This is a genomic window from Wenyingzhuangia gracilariae (assembly GCF_056387575.1).
The window spans coordinates 2032249-2053740 of the sequence record NZ_CM150748.1; the positions used below are offsets into that span (position 1 = coordinate 2032249).

The 21492-nt window shown below is 33.9% G+C and carries 16 protein-coding genes and 1 tRNA gene; 9 read left to right on the forward strand and 8 right to left on the reverse strand.

The window, feature by feature from the left end:
* Window positions 1–21: 21 nt before the first annotated feature.
* From ACY2IJ_RS08915 to ACY2IJ_RS08935, 5 genes are all read left to right on the forward strand, one after another.
* Entirely contained in the window at window positions 22–2454 is a 2433-nt protein-coding gene (locus tag ACY2IJ_RS08915; protein ID WP_476724012.1) for a TonB-dependent receptor, read from the forward strand.
* A gap of 13 nt (window positions 2455–2467) precedes the next feature.
* Window positions 2468–3832 (forward strand): hypothetical protein, encoded by a 1365-nt coding sequence (locus ACY2IJ_RS08920; protein ID WP_476724013.1) that lies wholly within the window; start codon window positions 2468–2470, stop codon window positions 3830–3832.
* A 74-nt stretch (window positions 3833–3906) separates the two neighbouring features.
* Window positions 3907–5400 carry an ankyrin repeat domain-containing protein gene (locus ACY2IJ_RS08925; RefSeq protein WP_476724014.1) on the forward strand — a complete coding sequence of 498 codons (1494 nt, stop codon included), beginning with the start codon at window positions 3907–3909 and terminating at the stop codon, window positions 5398–5400.
* A gap of 16 nt (window positions 5401–5416) precedes the next feature.
* Entirely contained in the window at window positions 5417–5908 is a 492-nt protein-coding gene (locus ACY2IJ_RS08930; RefSeq protein ID WP_476724015.1) for a DUF2271 domain-containing protein, read from the forward strand.
* Window positions 5909–5916: 8 nt separating this feature from the next.
* Window positions 5917–8118: a PepSY domain-containing protein gene (locus ACY2IJ_RS08935; protein WP_476724016.1), complete on the forward strand. Its 2202-nt coding sequence runs from the start codon at window positions 5917–5919 to the stop codon at window positions 8116–8118.
* A 59-nt stretch (window positions 8119–8177) separates the two neighbouring features.
* Here the strand turns inward: ACY2IJ_RS08935 and gpmI are convergent, their stop codons facing one another.
* On the reverse strand, window positions 8178–9695 hold the full coding sequence (gene gpmI / locus ACY2IJ_RS08940) for a 2,3-bisphosphoglycerate-independent phosphoglycerate mutase (protein ID WP_476724017.1): 1518 nt from the start codon (window positions 9693–9695) through the stop codon (window positions 8178–8180).
* Window positions 9696–10159: 464 nt separating this feature from the next.
* Between gpmI and acs the strand changes: the two genes are divergently transcribed.
* Entirely contained in the window at window positions 10160–12058 is a 1899-nt protein-coding gene (acs, locus tag ACY2IJ_RS08945) for an acetate--CoA ligase (RefSeq protein WP_476724018.1), read from the forward strand.
* An 87-nt stretch (window positions 12059–12145) separates the two neighbouring features.
* Here the strand turns inward: acs and ACY2IJ_RS08950 are convergent, their stop codons facing one another.
* The 7 genes from ACY2IJ_RS08950 to ACY2IJ_RS08980 form a co-directional block, all read right to left on the reverse strand.
* Window positions 12146–13549 (reverse strand): carbohydrate-binding protein, encoded by a 1404-nt coding sequence (locus tag ACY2IJ_RS08950; RefSeq protein WP_476724019.1) that lies wholly within the window; start codon window positions 13547–13549, stop codon window positions 12146–12148.
* 5 nt (window positions 13550–13554) lie between these two features.
* Window positions 13555–14529, reverse strand: a complete 975-nt coding sequence (locus tag ACY2IJ_RS08955; RefSeq protein ID WP_476724020.1) for a LamG domain-containing protein — start codon at window positions 14527–14529, stop codon at window positions 13555–13557.
* A gap of 213 nt (window positions 14530–14742) precedes the next feature.
* A complete protein-coding gene (locus ACY2IJ_RS08960; protein WP_476724021.1) occupies window positions 14743–15765 on the reverse strand; it encodes a UDP-glucose--hexose-1-phosphate uridylyltransferase in 1023 nt (340 codons plus the stop codon).
* 27 nt (window positions 15766–15792) lie between these two features.
* Window positions 15793–16938: a galactokinase gene (gene galK / locus ACY2IJ_RS08965; RefSeq protein ID WP_476724022.1), complete on the reverse strand. Its 1146-nt coding sequence runs from the start codon at window positions 16936–16938 to the stop codon at window positions 15793–15795.
* A gap of 64 nt (window positions 16939–17002) precedes the next feature.
* Window positions 17003–17887: an aldose epimerase family protein gene (locus ACY2IJ_RS08970; protein WP_476724023.1), complete on the reverse strand. Its 885-nt coding sequence runs from the start codon at window positions 17885–17887 to the stop codon at window positions 17003–17005.
* Window positions 17888–17898: 11 nt separating this feature from the next.
* On the reverse strand, window positions 17899–18897 hold the full coding sequence (locus ACY2IJ_RS08975; protein WP_476724024.1) for a GntR family transcriptional regulator: 999 nt from the start codon (window positions 18895–18897) through the stop codon (window positions 17899–17901).
* Window positions 18898–19026: 129 nt separating this feature from the next.
* Window positions 19027–19108, reverse strand: a tRNA-Leu gene (locus ACY2IJ_RS08980).
* 115 nt (window positions 19109–19223) lie between these two features.
* On the opposite strand from ACY2IJ_RS08980, the gene ACY2IJ_RS08985 reads away from it, so the two are divergent.
* From ACY2IJ_RS08985 to pth, 3 genes are all read left to right on the forward strand, one after another.
* On the forward strand, window positions 19224–20165 hold the full coding sequence (locus ACY2IJ_RS08985; RefSeq protein WP_476724025.1) for a ribose-phosphate pyrophosphokinase: 942 nt from the start codon (window positions 19224–19226) through the stop codon (window positions 20163–20165).
* Between the two features lie 8 nt (window positions 20166–20173).
* Window positions 20174–20749 carry a 50S ribosomal protein L25/general stress protein Ctc gene (locus ACY2IJ_RS08990; protein ID WP_476724026.1) on the forward strand — a complete coding sequence of 192 codons (576 nt, stop codon included), beginning with the start codon at window positions 20174–20176 and terminating at the stop codon, window positions 20747–20749.
* Window positions 20750–20833: 84 nt separating this feature from the next.
* On the forward strand, window positions 20834–21469 hold the full coding sequence (pth, locus tag ACY2IJ_RS08995; protein WP_476724027.1) for an aminoacyl-tRNA hydrolase: 636 nt from the start codon (window positions 20834–20836) through the stop codon (window positions 21467–21469).
* The last annotated feature ends 23 nt before the right edge of the window (window positions 21470–21492 follow it).

Below are 21492 nucleotides of genomic sequence, written 5' to 3' on the forward strand. Positions count from 1 at the left end.
AATAAGTAACAAAAAGAAATAATGAAGAAAGTTCTTCTATTCCTTACAATGGTAAGTATTGCTGCAATTGCGCAAAAAAAACACCACGGAAAACATCATGTTTTAATAGGAAAGGTGTTAGATACTAAAGGTGTTCCGCTAATGGGGGCCACTATTTTAGTTGATGATAATAAATACGCTACTGTTGCTAACGGAAAAGGAATGTATTTTATTCATGATGTAGCACAAGGTGAACACACCATAAAAGCCACTTACATGGGCTATTCTCTACAACAAAAAAAAATTGTTGTTAAAGAACCTAAAACTCTTTGCGATTTTGAATTAAAAGAAGACTCTCAATCTTTACAAGAAATCAAGTTGTTGGCCAAATCTCACAAAACAGAAATAGAAACCAAAGGTTTTGCTGTAAATGTGGTAGAAACCAAAGAAGCAAGCTTTAGAAATATACAAACCAACGAATTGTTGAATTCGACAGTAGGTGTTAAAATTCGTCAAAACGGAGGACTAGGATCCAATGTAGAATATTCTTTAAATGGTTTGTCTGGGAGTTCTGTACGTATTTTTATTGATGGAATTCCCATGTCTATGTATGGTTCTTCATTTAGTTTAAACAGCATCCCTCCTGCCATGATAGAAAACATAGAGGTGTACAAAGGAGTAGTTCCTGGTCATTTGGCTGATGATGCCTTAGGTGGAGCCATCAACATAGTAATGAAAAAAGGTACGGATCGTAATTATGTAAATGCTTCGGCTTCTTACGGATCGTTCAACACATTTCAGGCAAACGCAAGCGGATTTTATCGTTTTAACAAAGGTTTTACCGTTAAATTTTCAAGTTTTTACAATTACTCCGACAACGATTATGAAGTTTGGGGACCTGGTGTGGTAGATGTATTGCCCAATTCCAAAACGGAGGAGATCAAAGCAAAACGTTTTAACGATGCTTATGAGTCTAAGGGAGTTGTTTTTCAAACAGGGTTTACCAATGTTTCTTGGGCAGATCAATTTTACATCGGTTTTACAGGATCTGATGATTATAAAGAAATTCAACACGGTGCTTTTATGTCTACCTATCCTTACAAAGATCGTTTTATGGAGTCGGATGCGCAGTTGGCAACTTTGTTGTATCAAAAAAAGGATTTGTTTATTAATGGACTGGATATCAACCTTAATGGTTTGTATGGAATTAGAAATCGAATGGTGAGTGATACCAATCCATTTATTTACACTTGGCGTGGTGAATTGTGGCAAGATGGTCAGAATAATAATCAACCTAGAGAATACAATTACGGTTCACAGCAAGAAAAAGACACGTATGGACCCGTGTTAAATTTTATTGAACGTAATGTGTCTTCTATACGTAGCGGATTGTCCTATGAAATTACTCCACAACACAAAGTATTGTTAAACCATGTATATAGTGGTATTGAAAGAGATGATTATGACGAATATGCAACTGATTTGAGCAATGCGTTTACAGAAACCAAAGATTTGTACAAACAGATTTACTCGCTTAGTTATGAGCTCAATTTATTCAAAGAACGACTGAAGCTTAACCTGTTCGGCAAACACTACAGACAAAAGGTATTGAACAACAAACCTTCTTTTAACGAAGATCGTACCGAGGTAATTAACGATGTATATAAAAGTGATAAAGATTACAACGGCTATGGTCTTGCAACTTCTTTTGAAGTCTTGCCTGTTATTACGTTAATGGCATCGGCAGAAAAAGCAGTGCGTTTGCCTAGTGAGGATGAGGTTTTTGGAAATACAGGAGATAATATTTCTGGCAATCGAAGCATTAAGCCTGAAATTAGTAACAATTTTAATCTCGGTTTCCGATTGGGGAAATTCAACTACAAAAACCATGGGCTAGTTGCTACTACCAATTTTTTTACTAGAAATATACAAGATTTAATTGGTTTGCCTATCAATGCCAATCAATTGGAACAAGATGATGAAGTCATTACCTATGGGAATTTAGAAAACACCACCAAATCTAAAGGTGTTGAACTGCAATTGAATTACAATTTTAAAAACAACTTAACCGCTCACTTTAATTACTCACGTTTGAGTTTAAAGACGACTCGTAATGGCTTGGAAATAGATGTAGCCAACACCCCTTTGTTTACCATGAATGGAGGATTGCGCTATACTTTTCAAAACGTATTCCAGCCACAAGGGCGACTTAACTTATTTCACAATTTTTATTTCACCGATAGCTTTTCTTATAAGTACGCAGATGGAACACATACAGCCGATAATGGATCACACATTGTACCTACGCAATGGATACAAGATCTAGGTTTAAGCTACGCATTTCCTAAAAATCAGTGGGTTGTAAGTTTTGATGTAAAAAACCTTTTTGACAAAGCGGCTTATGACAACTTATCGGTACAAAAACCAGGAAGAGCTTATTACTTAAAATTAAATTATACAATCAATAAATTATAAATAACAAATCAATATGAAAAAACAAATAATTCGACTAAGATCTTTAGTGATCGCCTTGGCAGCTTTCACTTTTACAGTAGCTTGTTCAGACGACGATTCTGGTACCAGTGTAGTTACAGAAACTAAAGCTGATTCTGACAGATGGATTACAGTAGCAGGAGCAAAAATGGGAACCAATCCAGGAGATGGAAATGGTGGAACTTTGGTGTACGCTGTAAGTAGTCAAGAAGCAAAAAATCCGAATAAAGAGATTGATGTGTTCAACTACGGATACATAGTACCATCTAACAGAACAGCAAGGCTGCAAGCTTCTCAAGACGGAAGTACTTTGTTTAATATTACCTATGCAGGAGATACAGGAGGAAGTTTCTTTAGATACGCAGTAAACGGAGGGCAAAACTACAACCAAATCGGTTTGCCAGTAACGGTAGCTCAGTATGTAGGTACAGCACCAAGATGGATTAAGTTATTTGATGGAGATCAGACTGGAGCTGCAGTGTACGTTTCTACAAATGATGTTGTGGATGACAAAGGAACTGATGAGGTAACAGATGATGAATACATCAAAACAGAATCTAAAATTGCCATTGTTACGTTGGACTTAGAAAATCAATCTATTAACGAATTTAAGGAACACACCATTGCTTTAGATGATGCGGATGCTGCCAAAGGATATTACATTTCTAGAATAGACATGCCAACCTTAAACGCAGCAGGAGACAAATTGTACATTGGTGCACAGGTACGTAAAAAAAATCCTGAAACTTTAGAGTCTGATAGTGGTTACGAAATTTTAGGTTCTAAAACTATTGTGTTAGATTATCCTTCTTTAGACAATCCAACGATTGTAACTTCTACCGTAGGGCATGGTAATACTAACGGATACCGTAGTATCAACTCTTTTTTATATAACGGAAATGTATACCAAGCAAACCAAAGTGACCCTGAAGGTTCTCACATTTTAAAAATTGGTGCAGACAACCAATATGATAATACCTACGACTTTAATTTAGACAGTGCTTTAGGTATAACAGGTGCTTATATATTGGCATGGAGACCTGCTGCTAACGGAAAAGCTGTATTAGCATACCGTCATGGTGGTTCTGCAGAAGGAGCATCTGGAAGAGAAGAAAGCTTTTTTGCATTGGTAGATTTAAATGCAAAAACTGCAACTAAAATTGATGCAATTCCTTACGAAGTAGATATGGAAATGTTCCAATTTCAACACTATGCAGTTTATGGAGATGAAATTTATTTAACTGCTGCCCCAGTAGGAAAAGATGGAAACATTTATGTAGTTGATACTGAAACAGGAAATGTAACTAAAGGAGCTAAATTAATCAACACTACCGGAAGTCACTTTATTGGTGCTTGGTAAGCTTTAAAAACATTATAAATTTAAGTCCCTTTCTAAATTCAATTTTTAGAAAGGGATTTCCTAATAAAAACAAAATGAAAAAAATAATCACGCTTTTATTACTTGCACTTCCTTTGTTAACTTTTGCACAAAGACCGCAGCAAGAGAATAGCAATATTTTTCACGACCGTTCTTTTTGGCAAACAAAACCAGATGTTGCAACCGTAAAACAAAAAATTAAAGAAGGAAACGATGCTGTTAAGCAAAATAGAGCTGCTTTTGATGCCCTTACCTTTGCTATTATGACCAAAGCCCCTGTAGAGACAATTGCATACATTTTAGATTTGCCTGGAAATAATGTAAACAAATCTACACACGATAACAGAAGCTATTTAATGTGGGCTGGTTACGCTGGCGATTTATCAACTATGAAATTATTGCTAAATAAAGGAGCAGATACCAAAGTAGTTGGTAGTCACGGATTCAACTGGTACACCTTTACGCTAAATGCAGGACATGAAAATACCGAGATTTATGAGTTGATGGTGGCCAACGGAGTCGATTTAAAAGAAACCAACCGAGCTGGTGCCAATGCTATTTTATTATTAGCTGCACATAGTAAAGACGGTAAAATTCTAAACTACTTTGAGCAAAAAGGACTAGACATTAAAGCAACAGACAAACAAGGAAACAACTTATTGTTTTATGCTGCACAACGTGGGAATTTAGAGTTGATGAAGAAATACATTGCTAAAGGATTTGACTACAAAAAAACAAATACGGAAGGAGAAAACATTGTACTTTTTGCAAGTCATGGAGCAAGAGGTTACAGCAACTCTTTAGAAGTCTATCAATATTTTGATTCTTTAGGGCTAGATTTTACTTTGGCAAATAAAAAAGGACAAAACGCATTACATTACATCGCTAGAAGTACTAAAGAGACAGGTGTGCTAGCTTATTTTATCAAAAAAGGAGCAAACCCACATCAAAAAGACGAAAATGGAAACACTCCATTTTTAAATGCAGTACAAGGAAATAATGAAGTGGTGGTAAAACAATTATTGCCTAATGTAAAAGACATCAACCACAAAAATAACGAAGGTTTTACCGCTATTACTCTTGCTACACAACGTGTAAACGTAGCTCTTTTTACTACTTTAAAAGAAAAAGGAGCAAATGTAAATGTTGTAGATGCTGATGGAAACAATTTATTCTATCACCTATTTAATGCTTATAACAGAAGAAGTGCTAAAGGATTTGATCCGTTTGCTGCGGCTTTGGAAAATGCAAATGTTTCTTCTAAAAACGCTTCTAAAAACACAACATTGTTACACATTGCTATAGAAAAAGGAGAAAGAAAACTAATTCAGAAAGCCATGGAGTTAGGAATCGGTATCAACCAAAAAAATAGCGATGGTTTAACACCATTACACATTGCAGCTATGAAAGCAAAAGATGTTAAAATGTTACAAATGTTATTACACAAAGGTGCTGATAAATCTATAAAAACAGATTTTGATGAAAGTGTATACGATTTGGCAAAAGAAAACGAATTGCTAAAAAATGCTAACATTGACTTTTTAAAATAATTTAATTTAAAATTTTATGAAACTTTTTAAATATACATTCTTAATAATTTGCCTATCGTTAATGGCATTTACGACCTTACAAAATACAGAATCTACAGAAAAATATAAGTGTATGGTTCAGTTAAAAAATTATGAAGGTGAAGGTGCTTATGTTATTGTCTCTGTAGTTGATAAAGATGATAATTACATCAAGACTCTACAAATTTTAGGTGATGATGAAAAATGGTATCCAGATTTACCAAAATGGTGGTCATTTTTTGAAAAAGTAAAACAACCAGAAACAGATGCTATTACTGGTGCAACAATTGCGGGTGGAGAACGTTCTGTTTTTATATTAAACGTTGCCAAAAGTGATTTAAACATCGGGAACAAATTAAGATTTGAAACTGCTGTAGAACATCAAAATCATCATTTAAAAGATTTAGAAGTTGTATTAAATACTGAAAATCTAAAAAACAAATTTGAAGGATCTGGATACATTCGTTACGTAAGAATTATCCCTAACTAATTTAGCACATGCTTCACAAAATATGGAGATACAGTCATTTTTACCTGACTGTATCTTCTTCTTTATTTTTACTATTAGCTGCCATTACGGGGGCTATTTTGGCCTTTAAACCTATACAAAATAAACTGCAACCTTTTAAAGTTGAGCAGGCAGAAAATGTAGTATTGGCAGATTTGGTAGACAGTTTAAAAACCAAATATGAAGAAGTTTTAGATCTAGAAATAGACAAAAATTATTTTGTTAAAGCTAGTGTTTTTAGCATGGAATCGGAATTGGATGGACAATTTTACATCAATCCTACTAACGGAGCTAAATTGGCCAACATTCCTAAACCCAATGCTTTTTTTGAGTTTATTACCGATTTTCATCGTTCTTTATTTTTAAAAACTCCAGGAAGAATTTTTGTCGGAATCACTTCCTTTTTACTGTGTTTAATCTCCATTACAGGTTTATTATTGGCTATAAAAAGGCAGGGAGGTTTCATTCAATTTTTCTCTAAAATTATTAATGATAAGTCTATACAATATAACCATGTTGCTTTGGGTAGGTTGTTGCTAATTCCTATCATCATTATTGGTTGTACGGGAACCTATTTATCTATAGATAGATTTTCCTTGTTGCCTAAAATTCAAAAACAAAACCTTGAGTCTAAACCTGCAACCAATCAAAAAGAAATTCCGTTTGCCGAGTTTCCTATTTTTAAAAACACCACACTTAAAGATGTTCAGAAATTAGAATTTCCTTTTTCTACAGATGAAGAAGATTATTTTATATTGAGTTTACACGACAAAGAAGTACAAATCCATCAAAAAACAGGAGAAATAGTTAAAGAAACTCGTTATCCTTTTGTTCAAATTCTATCCGTCTTAAGTTTTAACTTACACACAGGAACCGGAAGTATACTTTGGTCTATTGTTTTATTAATAAGCTCTGTTGGAATTTTGTACTTTATGTACTCAGGAACCGTTATTTCTATTCAGAGATTGCGTTCTAAAATAAAGAATAAGTTTACTGCCCACCAAGCAAACATTGTAATTCTTATAGGTTCAGAAAATGGAAGTACCAAAAGATTGGCCAAAACGCTGTTACAGTCTTTATTAAAAGCGAACAAAAAAGTGTTTTTAGATGATTTAAACAATTATCAGAAGTACAACAACATAGAACAGTTAATTATATTAACCGCCACCTACGGACAAGGAGAACCACCTAGCAACGCACATTTGTTTTTAGACAAATTGCAACACACCAAAATAGACCGCTCTTTTGATTGTTATGTGATTGGTTTTGGCTCTTTTTCTTATCCTAAATTCTGTGAGTTTGCTAAGACTCTTTTTAAACAAACCTCAGCACATCCACAAATAAATGTTCCTGCAGAAACACCGTTGTTAATTCATAATCAGAATTACAAACAATTTAAAAACTGGGCTATAAACTGGTCTCAATCTTTAGGAATTCAATTGGATTTACCAACCGAATTAGCAGCTAAAAAAACAAAGGAAACAACCTTTAAAATTATTGACAAAGAAATGGTAAAAGATAACTACGATGAAACTTTTACGTTGACCTTGGCTTTGCAAAAAAGAAAGCGTTTTTTACCTGGTGATTTGCTAGGAATTGTTCCTCCTAATGAAGCTTCTGAAAGATTGTATTCTATTGGAAAAAATGCAAAAGGAAATTTGCTATTGAGTATTAAAAAACACACGCACGGAATTTGTTCTAACTATTTACATCAGCTAAAAATTGGAGATAAATTTAATGGAACCATTCAGCAAAACAAAGAATTCCATTTGCCTAAAACCAACAAAACCGTTACGTTAATTGCCAACGGAACAGGAATTGCTCCTTTTTTAGGAATGATACATCAACCAACAAAAGCAAACCTTAATTTGTATTGGGGAACTAGAACTCACAACTCTTTTAATTTGTACAAAGCAAGCATTTTAGAGGCTGAGCAAAAAGGAACTTTACAACAATATAACATTGCTTTTTCTAAAGAAGTTACGGAGCACAACTACGTTCAAAACCTATTGGCTAAAGATGAAAACACCATTGCAAACAGCTTAAAAAATGGTGGTTATTTTATGTTGTGTGGTTCTTTAAACATGCGCGATGCCGTTTTTATTCAGTTAGAAAAAATTTGTATAAAACATGGTTTACAACCTTTTGAAACTTATAAAAACAACGGACAAATTTTAACCGATTGTTATTAAATAAAAAAGCTCAACTTAAAAATTAAGTTGAGCTTTTTTAAATATTGTATATTTTTTAATTACACTAACGGGAACCTTGTCATATCTTCTGGTTGTTCCACACCAATCAATTTTAAAATAGTTGGAGCCACATCACCTAACACACCGTCCTTAATTTCTTTAATTTCTTCATCAATTAAAATCATAGGAACTGGGTTGGTGGTATGTGCTGTGTTTGGAGATCCATCAGGATTCATCATTACCTCACAGTTACCGTGGTCGGCAATTAATAAAGTAGAGTACCCATGTTTCAATCCTGTTTCTATTACTTCTTTAGCACAAGCATCAACAGCTTCACAAGCTTTAATAGCCGCATCCATATCACCTGTGTGTCCTACCATATCTCCATTGGCAAAATTCAAACACACAAAGTCTGCTTCTTCTTTAGCCAAATCTTCACACAAAGCATCTTTTAATTCATAGGCACTCATTTCTGGCTTTAAATCATAGGTAGCTACTTTAGGTGAATTTCTTAATATACGAGACTCTCCTTCAAATGGTTCTTCTTGTCCACCAGAGAAAAAGAAAGTAACGTGAGGATATTTTTCTGTTTCTGCAATACGGATTTGCTTTTTACCTGCCTTAGATAAAACTTCTCCTATGGTGTTTTTAATATTATCGTTGTTGTAAATTACGTTAATTCCCTTAAACGTTTCATCGTATAAAGTAATGGTTGTAAAGTACAAGTCTAATTTTTTAGTGTCTTGCTCTGGAAAATCGCTTTGAGACAACATGTTCGTCAACTCTCTACCTCTATCCGTTCTGTAGTTAAAGAAAATTACAGCATCTCCTTCTTCTATTTTCGCTTTTGGGTTACCATCAGCATCGGCCATAATTACAGGCTTAATAAACTCATCAGTAACACCAGCTTCGTAGTTTTCTTTTAACGTAGCTACTGCATCTGTAGACAACGTTCCTTCTGCTTTAACTACGGCATCGTAAGCCAACTCAACACGTTCCCAACGGTTATCTCTATCCATTGCGTAGTAACGTCCTGTCATACTTGCCAACTCTCCTGTAGTAGCGGCCATGTACTCTTGAATTTCGTTGATAAAGTACGCTCCAGATTTAGGGTCTGTATCTCTACCATCCGTAAAGGCATGTAAAAATAAATTGTCTACTTCATTTTCCTTAGCCACATCTAACAAACCTTTAATATGATCTATGTGTGCATGGATTCCTCCGTTAGAAACCAACCCCAACAAGTGAACTTTTTTGTTGTTTTCTTTAGCATATTTGTACGTATCTACCAATACTTTTTCTTGTCCTAAAGTTTTATCTCTAACCGCCATGTTAATCTTAGTTAGGTTTTGGTATACAATTCTACCAGCACCTAAATTCATGTGTCCTACTTCAGAATTCCCCATTTGTCCATCAGGCAACCCTACAAATTCACCATCGGTACGCAATTCTGCGTTTGGATATTTATCATACAAAGAATCAATATATGAGGTGTTTGCATTGTATACTGCAGATACTTTTGGGTCTTGAGTAATTCCCCATCCGTCAAGAATCATTAAGATTACTTTTTTATTCATTTTAGTCGAGTTTTTATTCTGTTCACAAATATAAGTAGATATGCTTATAAATCTAGGTTAAATAATTGGGAAACAAAGAAAACCTTTTCGCAAACCCAGCTTGTTTTTTATTTGCAGCAGAAACCCCATTAACCGCATAACAAATACACAAAACCAAACATTAACGTGTATTACTTGGGCACTTCTCCCAAAGCATTGGGAGCCGGGCTTTCATTACTCGCTTTTTGTTTTGTTTTTAGAATTTAAGAATATGAGTAGTTAAGAAGTCAAAGGAGTTTCTGAGATTCTTAACTACTCTACTCCTTAACTTCTGAATTCTAAAAACAAAACAAAAGAGCTCAAACAGACCATTCAATCCCTAGTGCATTAACAAACAAAACACATTTTTAATAAATGATTCTAAATCTTTTTTGAATTTGATTGAGATTCTGTTAAATTAAGGTCCGCAAAAAAATGCAAAATCCATGAAAATAAAATCCTACAGACAATACAAAGAAGACTATAAAAACAGCATTCAAAATCCAGAAATATTTTGGTCAGAAATTGCCAATCAATTTACATGGCGAAAAAAATGGGACAAAGTAGTAACAGCAGACTTTAACAAACCAGAAGTCAAATGGTTCTTAGGAGGAAAATTAAACATTACCGAAAATTGTTTAGACCGTCATTTAGAAAAACAAGGGAACAAAACCGCCATTATTTGGGAACCCAACAACCCTATTGAAGAATCTAGGCACATTACCTACCGTCAATTGTATCATAAAGTTTCGGCTTTTGCCAATGTCTTAAAAAACAAAGGCATTAAAAAAGGAGATCGTGTATGCTTGTACATGCCCATGATTCCAGAATTGGCCATTGCCATGTTAGCCTGTGCTAGAATTGGAGCTGTGCATTCCATTGTGTTTGCTGGTTTTTCTGCATCTGCATTGGCTAGCAGAATTAACGATTCTGAATGCAAATTATTAATTACTGCCAACGAAGTTTACAGAGGTACCAAACCCATTAACCTAAAAGCCGTTTGCGATGAAGCCCTAAAAAGTACTCCGTGTATTAAAAACGTAATTGTATACAGAAGAACCGTAGAACCTACAACAATGCAAGCAGGAAGAGATACTTTTTGGTTTGACGAATTGCAAAAAATAGAAGATGACTACTGCCCTGCCGAAGATATGGATAGTGAAGATATGTTATTTATTCTGTACACTTCTGGCTCTACTGGAACCCCTAAAGGAATGGTACATACATGCGGTGGTTATATGGTAGGTAGTAGCTTTACATTTCAAAACGTATTTCAAGTAAAAAAAGACGATGTATATTGGTGTACTGCCGACATTGGTTGGATTACAGGACACTCTTACATTATTTACGGGCCTTTGGCTAGTGGAGCAACCACAGTAATGTTCGAAGGAGTACCTTCGTACCCAGATTATGGACGTTTTTGGGAAATTGTAGATAAGTTAAAAATAACACACTTTTACACAGCACCAACTGCCATTAGAGCTTTGGCCAAACAACCTTTACATTTGGTTGAAAAACACAAACTAGATAGTTTAAAAGTTTTAGGATCTGTAGGAGAACCTATTAATGAAGAAGCTTGGCATTGGTACAATGACCATATAGGAAAAGGAACTTGTCCCATTGTAGATACTTGGTGGCAAACAGAAACCGGAGCTATTATGATCTCTGCTCTTGCAGGAATTACTCCTTTAAGACCTACTTTTGCCACACAACCTTTACCAGGAGTAAAACCTGTTTTGTTAGATGAAAATGGAAAAGAAGTTACAGAGTCTCCAGCAGAAGGAAGTTTAGCCATTAAAGGAGCATGGCCTAGTATGGCACGTACCATTTACGGAAATCATCAACGTTACAAAGAAACCTATTTTTCTGCTTTTCCTGGTTACTATTTTTCTGGTGATGGGGCTTATAGAGATGCCATGGGAAATTATAGAATTACAGGACGTATGGACGATGTAATTATTGTATCTGGACATAATTTAGGAACAGCTCCTATAGAAAATATAATTAACGAACACGAAGATATTGTGGAATGTGCTATTGTTGGCTTTCCGCATGACATTAAAGGAAACGCTTTATATGCCTACGTAACCAAATACAACGATGTTACTACAGATGAAGAGGTGCTACGTAAAGAAATTAACGCTTTAATTGCCAAAACCATTGGAGCAATTGCCAAATTGGATAAAATTCAGTTTGTAAGCGGATTGCCAAAAACTAGATCGGGTAAAATTATGAGACGTATTTTAAGAAAAATTGCCGCTAACGATGCCGAAAACTTAGGAGATATTTCCACACTGTTAAACCCCGAAGTCGTAGAAGAAATAAAAGAGAATGTGATTTTGTAACAAAAAAATAAGTTACTAAATAAAAAGCTATCTGAAAAATCAATTCTCAGATAGCTTTCTTATTTTTTTATATGTTTTTATAATTGTTTAATAAATTCTAAACCAATCTAAATGCAATAAATCTTGTGCATTTTTTCCTTTAAAAATAAAATATATATTTTCTGCATTTTTAACATCATCACTTAATTGACAACTTACCTTTTTATAATTTCCCCAATCAGTCGTACTTTCAAACTCACATCTTCCGAGTAGTCTCCCATTTGTTGCCTCAGATCTAATTTCTATTGCCCCTCCTTCTGTATTATTACTTGACAAGTAAAATTCAATCTTTGCTTTCTTTGGAATATTATACACATGAGGAAAAAATAAAAAAGAATTGTTTTTAATTTGCTGAACTTCAAAACCACTATCAACTTCTTTCTTTTCTAATTCATTAGAAGCAGCAAAAAAGCATTCAGCTTCTAATTTGTCCAAGCTCGCATCATACCTACCCACTCCTATTTCTTTTTTCTCTTTATCATAAATCCTCTCAGCAACTATTTCTCCATTATTTTTATAGTGGGCATAAGAAAAATAAGTATATCTAAAATACGAACTTTGCCACCCACCCGCTACATAATACGTTTGATTGTGCCATGTAAAATAAGTCCCATGATCACCATGTGCCTCTACCTCTCCTCTGTATTCATAGGGACCATATAAATTATTAGACGTTGCATATTTACCATGATGAGTACTTAAGTAATAAGTTTTTTTATGTTTATGTAGATAACTAGCATCATTCCTAAAAACATCATTTTTAACTACTAAATCTCTAGGTTCTGTTTTTAATGAAGTCATATCTTCATTCAATTCAGCTATTTGATAATATGTTCCCCATCCTGTATATCCCCAAATAATATAATATTTACCATTTTCTATAAAAATAGTTGGATCATACTTTTTGTTTCCTTTAATTGATTCTGACAGAATAGGCTTTCCCGTATCAATATATGGTCCTTCAGGTGTATCACTAACAGCTACACCTGTACTTTTATTATAATTACTAAAATAAAAATAATATTTTCCATTACGAGTTGCCCCGTCTGTAGCAAAGCACTTATCTATAGATTTTCCAATATATGTATTCTCAGGTTTCAAGACAAATTCTCTATCCCAATTAATTAAATCCTTTGATGAATACAAGTGCCAATCTTCCATTGTGTAATCCTTATTCCCCTCTCCAGAATCATGACTAGCAAATAAATAAGCTTTATTTTTAAATATATGTATATGAGGATCATTCACCCCTTTGTTAGGAAGTATCCCCTGACCTAAATAACCAATATCACTTGCCTCTCCTACATCAATAGATATTTTTAATAACTGCTCTATATCTGTAGTATCGTTTTTAATTTCTTCTTCTGCATGTACTGCTCTTAACTCTCTGCCATTACTAGAACAACTTAAGTACAGTGCAGCTGTTATTAAAATTAAAAGTATTTTTTTCATTGTTTCTAAAGTTTATTTTGTGTTAACCTCCAAGTTCGCACCCAATCCACTCGCATAGTGTTAATGGCATCGTCTAACAATTCTTCTTTTTGTGGCAATCCTCCTACCCAAGGCGAGTCTTGAGTCCATAAATCCCAAATTAAATATTGCTCCAAAGTAAAAGGCTGCTCTGTAGTTACACTACCAGATGGTTCTCCATCTAAATAAAACTGAACATTGTGAGCATCTTTCCACCAAGCTCCAACCACATGGTAAGCTTCATTCCAAGCTACTCCTTTTAAGGTGTTTCCTTCGGATAAGTTTTTGTTAGATGAATTTCCTTTGTTACGTTCTGTTACACCATCTTTTACAATAAAATATTGTGAATTCATTTGCCATGGATATTCATCTAAAGCAAAATTTCCCGTAGGTTCCAACGTAGGCTTAGAGTTGTTTTCTATAATATCTATTTCATCTCTATTGTTACTATCTCCGTTATTTAACCAAAAGGTATTAAAAGCAGAAATATGTGCTGTTTTAATACGACACTCTGTATACATAGGAAATTTTATTTTGTTTTTAGAACGAACTCTAGAGGTCTCAAACCATTGATCTTCACTTTTTGCATCTAACGTTGCTTTGATCCATAAATTCCCCTCTGCTACTCCAGAGTTTTTATTCAGCATATTCACAGGAGTCCCTCCGTAGTTCCAGTTGGTTTTAGTCCATTTGTTACTGTCCCAAAAATCAAACTCATCAGACAATTCTGTTACTTTTTCCCAAACCATTCCTTCTGGAGTTGTATCTTCAAAAGAAGTAAAACTTGGTTGTTGTGGATTTGCTGTATCTACATCAATTACCTTAACTGTTGGTTCATTATCCTTTTCTTCATCATCTATGGGTTCTTCTGTAGGTTTTTCTTCTACTGGTGGTACAAATACATCTGCATTGTTATTTCCACAACTTGCAAACACAATCAACAAAAAGAAGAATGGTTTCATTATTTTCTGTAGTAGCTTTCTTTTGAACATGACTTTCTTTGAATTTTAATGTGTTACAAAATTAGCATGCATTCTGCTTGAAAAGGGGCACATATTCTGAAAAAAGCACAACAAAACAAGAACAAATATTTAACTACTAGACAAAACTGAACATAAAAAACCCTTAAAAAGTAGAACACTCTTTAAGGGCTTATTTAGTTTATTTTGTTGTGATTACAACAAATCTCTTAATCTTTTGGCTGCACCTTCTGCAGTTATATCACGTTGTGGTGTACCAAACATTTCGTAACCTACCATAAATTTCTTTACCGTTGCACTACGTAACAATGGTGGGTAAAAACTCATGTGCCAATGCCAATGAGAATTGTCTTGACCATCTGTAGGAGCTTGATGAATTCCACTTGAATATGGAAAAGAAGTATTAAACAACTTATCATATACTTTGGTTAATACAGAAATGGCATCTGCATATAAAGCTGCCTCTTCCTCGTTCATGTCTAAAATAGAATTTAAGTGTCTTTTTGGAGCAATCATTGCTTCAAATGGCCAAACTGCCCAAAAAGGAATTAATACCACAAACGCATCGTTTTCGTATATAATTCTTTCTTTATCTCCACTTAATTCCTGAGCTAAATAATCTCCTAATAAGCTCGATTTTTTATCAGCAAAATACGCACGTTGTTTGTCGTCTTTCTTTTGTACTTCGTTTGGCAAAGTAGATTGAGACCAAATTTGCCCATGTGGATGTGGGTTACTACATCCCATTACAGCTCCTTTGTTTTCAAAAATTTGTACGTAGTTAATCATATCATTACTACCCAATTCTGTGTATTCTCTTTGCCAAGTTTTTACTACTTCTGTAATTCCTGGCACATCCATATCTGCCAAACTTTTAGAGTGGTCTGGACTAAAACAAATTACTTTACAAATTCCTTTTTCGCTTTGTGCTTGCAACAAACCATCGTTTACTTCAAACTCTGGAGAATCGCTTTGTAAAGCAGCAAAATCATTTGTAAAAACATATGTTCCTGTATACTTAGGGTTTACATCGCCACTAATTCTTGTGTTTCCTGCACATAAATAACAAGACTCATCGTATGCTGGTCTTTTTTCGTTGTTTACAGCTTCGTTCTGACCTTGCCAAGGTCTCTTAGACCTGTGAGGAGATACTAACACCCACTCACCAGTTAAAATATTAAGTCTCTTATGAGAGTAATCTTCTAAATGCTTATCCATTTTATATTTGTTTTCTTGATTTTTGAATTAAATTTTGTGTGTTCCATCAGACAGTGCTACTTCGTATGGAGAACATGCGTGTCCAAATTTTTGGGTATATGCTGCTACTGCTTTTTCTTTAAAATCGGCAACGGCAGTTTTTTTAATTAAGTTAATGGTACAACCACCAAAACCACCACCCATCATTCTTGCTCCTAACACATCTGGGTTTTCTTTTGACAAGTCTACTAAAAAGTCTAATTCATCGCAGCTTACTTTGTATTGATGTTGCAAACCGTTGTGTGAACCGTAAATTAAGTTTCCTAATTCTACCAAATCTCCTTTTTTCATAGCAACTGCTGCTGCTTGAGCTCTGTTGTTTTCTTGTACTACATACACTACTTTTTGAAAATCTTCTTCTGACAATTGGTCTTTTACTTTTTCTAAATCTGCTTCTGTAGCATCTCTTAAAGCTTCAATTCCTAACAACTCTGCTGTTTTCTCGCACACTGCACGTCTGTCGTTATATGCACTGTCTGAAAGTTTGTGTTTTACGTTGGTGTTGAATAACAATAATTGATAGTCTCCAAAATCAATCGTAAAAGGTTCTGCTTTGGCAGTTCTACAATCTAATAACAAAGCACTATTTTCGATTCCGAACATAGATGCGTATTGATCCATAATTCCACACTTTACTCCTACGTAATTGTGTTCTGCTGCCTGAGAAATTAGAATCATTTCATATTTTGTTAATCCTAAATCAAACAACTCATTAATTCCATATACCACACTATTTTCTAATGCTGCAGATGATGACATACCCGCTCCATCAGGAATATTCCCTCCAAAAACGATGTCAAAATTCCCAACTATTTTTCCTTTCTTTTGAGTTTCTGCCACAACTCCTACCACGTAGGCATGCCAGCTAGATAGGTTTTCTGTATTTAAGTTGTTGGTATCAAATTGATAGGTTTCATTCATATCTATTGCAATGGCTGTAGATACATTTCCTTCTGCTTTTTGAATTGCGGCTACAATTCCTTTGTCTATAGCAGCTGGAAATACAAATCCTGCATTGTAATCTGTATGTTCTCCAATAATATTAATACGTCCAGGTGAATAAATCAATACTGGTTGAGATGAAAATTTTTGCGCAAAACTTTCTGTAACTTTTTGAACTAATTTTGTATCCATTATTTATGAATTTATCTATTAATGATGTATTAACTTTTATGCTAAAGTTAATTTTGGTTTATGTTTAATTGATATTGATATTCCAGTTTACACTATGTGAGTCTCCGGCTTGCAACTCTTCTAATCCTAATTGATTGTTAAAACTATCCGATATTCCTGTTACTGGCTCCAAAGCAATGGTATTTGCTCTTGGTGGTGTGTACATTTGAAAATAATTTTCTTTGGCAGATGATGTTATAGTCATTTTATAACTAGGTGTGTTAAACACCACGGTTCCATTATCTAACGCATAACAATTGTCTAATTGCTGGTTTTTAATTTCAAACGGCATGTTTACTTTTCCTTCAACAATACCACTTGTAATCATTCTATCATCAAAAGAAACTGTTTTAGAGCTAGAAAACTCTAAACTACTTTTTGATAAGTCTTGACATACAAAGTAAGGATGCCAACCTAGTGTAAAAGGAAAACTTACCACATCGTTGTTTTCTATTGCTATACTTAAATCTAAATTAGTTTCAGTTAAGGCAAACGTTAATAGAATGGTATATAGATATGGAAATCCTTTAGCTTTTTGAGTTTCTGTGTATTTTAAAGTAACTGTTGCTCCGTTTTCAGTAGCATCAGAACTTACAACCGAAAAGGTTTTGTTGTAAATTAATCCGTGTAATGCATTGTTTAAATTGCCCTCATTGCAATCTAACTGAAATTCTTGATTGTTATAAGTGTATTTTCCGTCTTTAATACGATTGGCAAACGGGAACAAAACAGAAGATGCATAGGTATCTTTATACTCTAACGGACTTAAATCTTCTATTACTGTTTGAGATTTTAGCATTAAGCTTTCTAAAGCACCTCCTCTATTTAAACAAATTTTAGCTTTTGCTGTAGCACTTTTAAGCTCTACATATGCTAAACCTTGTGGCTGTGTTTGATTAACTGTATACAATTTTTTATATTTTAAAGTGATTCTCTAATTATTAAATGATTTGGATTTTCTATTTGTAGCTGTTCTTTATTGTTTAACATTTGTGCCAAACGTTTTCCCATTTCATTAAAATCTGTAGATATTGTTGTAATTCCACCTTCTACTATTTCTTTTAACAATGTATCATTGTACGATATGATTCCTATATTTTTAGAAAGGGTTAATTTTTGTTCTTTTATTTTTTTTACAATTCTTATCAAGTTTCTATCATCAGGAATTACATACACTTCTCCTTCTTGTAAAGTTCTATCTTGAATGGTCTCTAAAACTTCAGATGAGATTTTATAATCTTTACAAAAAGCTTGAAACCCTTTTAACATTCCTTTAGGTTGATTTTTCTTAGAAAAAAGCAACACCATCTTAGAATATTTTTTAATCAACTCTAAACCTTCTTCTAAGTTTTGATAAATGTCTTTTTCAAAGTTTTGATAAACTCCAGAATATGCCCTTAACGCAGGATGCATTTGATCCAAAATATAGACTTTATCTTTAGGTAATTTTTCTATAACTTGTTCTGTCTTTTTTAAATTGGCAGGCATAATTACATAAGAGCTGTAATTTCCAATACTATCAAACAATAGCTTGCTAAAAACTTCGTTGTTAAAATGATGAAAATAAATATCTACCTCTGTATTTACCTCTAAATACTTTAACAAAGAGTTGTACAAATCTTCTTTAAAGGCATTCAATTCATCAAACAAAACAAATACTTTTTTACCAACCTCAATATGCTCACTTAACACATAGTATCCTTTTCCTGCTATAGACTGAATAATTCCTCTCGTTTTTAATTCATTAAAAGCAGTTAGCACCGTATCTCTAGAAACTTTGTTTTCTTTTTGAATTCTACTTATAGAAGGTAACTTATCTCCTTTTCTTAAAACCCTTTGAACAATAGCCTCTTCTACAGATGCAATAATCTGTTTGTACTTAGGCACACCTAATTTTCTTTCTACTGGAGTTAACGTCATGACACAAATATACAAAACTAGTATGTACTGGTATGGTTTTTTTATTAAAAAAATAAAAAAAAGTAAAATTCAGGGATTTAAAAAAAGTTTAAAGCAAAAAAAATCCAACTCAAAACTGAGTTGGATTTGTACCTAGGGCGGGAATCGAACCCGCACTTCCGAAGAAACTGGATTTTGAATCCAGCGCGTCTACCAATTCCGCCACCTAGGCATTTGGACTTGGAGGTTGCAAATGTAAAAAAATATCGATGTATTCACACATAGTAAACCAAAAAAATTTCTACTTTTGCAAACAAATTAATCCATATACAACAATACAAACACAAATGTCTGTTAATCAATTAACTCCAAAAGTTTTTGCATGTTCGCAAAGTAGAGAATTAGCCAAATCAATCGCTAAACATTACGGTACCGAATTAGGTGATTTAACTGTTTCAAGGTTTAGTGACGGTGAATTTCAACCTGTAATTAACGAAACCGTTCGTGGAAGAAGAGTCTTTATTATAGGATCTACTTTTCCAAATTCAGACAATTTAATGGAATTGTTATTAATTTTAGATGCCTGTAAACGTGCATCTGCCAAACACGTAACTGCTGTTATTCCTTATTTTGGATGGGCTCGTCAAGATAGAAAAGACCAACCACGTGTAGCTATTGGTGCTAAAATGGTAGCTAACTTATTAACCGCTGCAGGAGCTACTCGTGTTATGACTATGGATTTACACGCAGGTCAAATTCAAGGATTTTTTGAAAAACCTGTAGATCATTTATACGGATCTACTATATTTTTACCTTACATAGAAAGCTTAAAATTAAGCAACTTAACCATTGCTTCTCCAGACATGGGTGGTTCTAAAAGAGCCTACGCATACGCTAAGTACTTAAATAGTGATGTTGTAATTTGTTACAAACAAAGAGCCAAGGCCAATGTAATATCTCATATGGAATTAATAGGACAAGTAAGCGGACAACATGTTATATTAGTAGATGACATGGCAGACACAGCCGGAACCCTTACCAAAGCTGCCGATTTAATGATGGAAAGAGGTGCCTTAAGCGTAAGAGCCATTGTAACACACCCTATTCTATCTGGTGATGCATATGAAAAAATAGAAAACTCAAAATTAACAGAATTAATCACTTCTGATACTATTCCACTAAAACAACAAAGTTCTAAAATAAAAGTGTTATCTTGCGCTCCCTTATTTGCAGAAGTAATGGATAAAGTTCAGAATTTCAAGTCAATAACGGATAAATTTATCATTTAATATATATTATGAAATCAATTACAATCAAAGGATCTCAAAGAGAAAGCGTAGGTAAGTCAGCGACTAAAGCCTTACGTAATGCTGGACAGGTACCTTGCGTTATATACGGAGGGGACAAAGTTTTACACTTTTCAGCAGATGAAAAACAATTCAAAAACTTAGTTTATACACCAAACGTATATACAGCTACGATTGAATTAGAAGGACAAAAAGTTGAAACTATCTTACAAGATATTCAATTTCACCCAATTAACGACTCTATTTTACACGTAGATTTTTACCAATTACAAGCAGACAAGGAAATTACAATGAACGTTCCTGTTAAAGTTGTAGGTAAATCTAAAGGAGTTGCTATGGGAGGTGCTTTACGTAACAACTTACGTAAATTAAAAGTAAAAGCAATACCTGCTAACTTACCAGATTTTGTAGAAGTAAACATTACAGAATTACAAATTGGTAACAAATTATATGTTTCTGAATTAAGAAACGATACTTACCAAATTTTACACAACGACAACACAGTTGTTGCACAAGTAAGAATGTCTCGTAATGCTGCTAAAGCTGCTGCAGAAGCTGCCGAATAACATTCAGATAAAGAATTAAAAAGCGTTACAATAAATTGTAACGCTTTTTTTATGCACTATACTTATATTTGCCACAAAAACTATATGGCATTTTTTTCTAAATGGTTTTTACCAAAACAAATTTCTAACGAAACCCCTATGAAAAAATTCTTAATTGTAGGACTCGGTAATATTGGGTCGGAATACACAAACACAAGACACAATATTGGTTTTAAAGTTTTAGACGAACTAGCCCAACAACAAAACACCACTTTTAATACCGAAAAGCTTGGCGATGTAGCCGTTTTTAAATTCAAAGGCAGAACATTTATTCTATTAAAACCATCAACCTATATGAATTTAAGCGGAAAATCCGTAAAATATTGGATGGACAAAGAAAAAATTCCGCAAGAAAACATTTTAGTAATTTCTGACGATTTAAACATAGACTTTGGAACCTTTAGACTAAAAGCCAAAGGAAGTGCCGGAGGGCACAATGGCCTAAAAGACATTAACGAAAAACTAGGCAACCAAAACTACGCAAGATTCCGTTTTGGTATTAGTGCCATGTTTGGAAAAGGAAAACAAGTAAATTACGTTTTAGGCGAATGGAACAAAGACGAGGAACGTTATTTTCCTGAATTGTTAGACAAAGTCGCAAAACTTGTTCTCTCTTTTGGAACTGCAGGAATTGGCAACACTATGAACCAATACAACGGAAAACAAGTAGACGATATTTAGGGCATTTCCCTGAAACAAGTTCA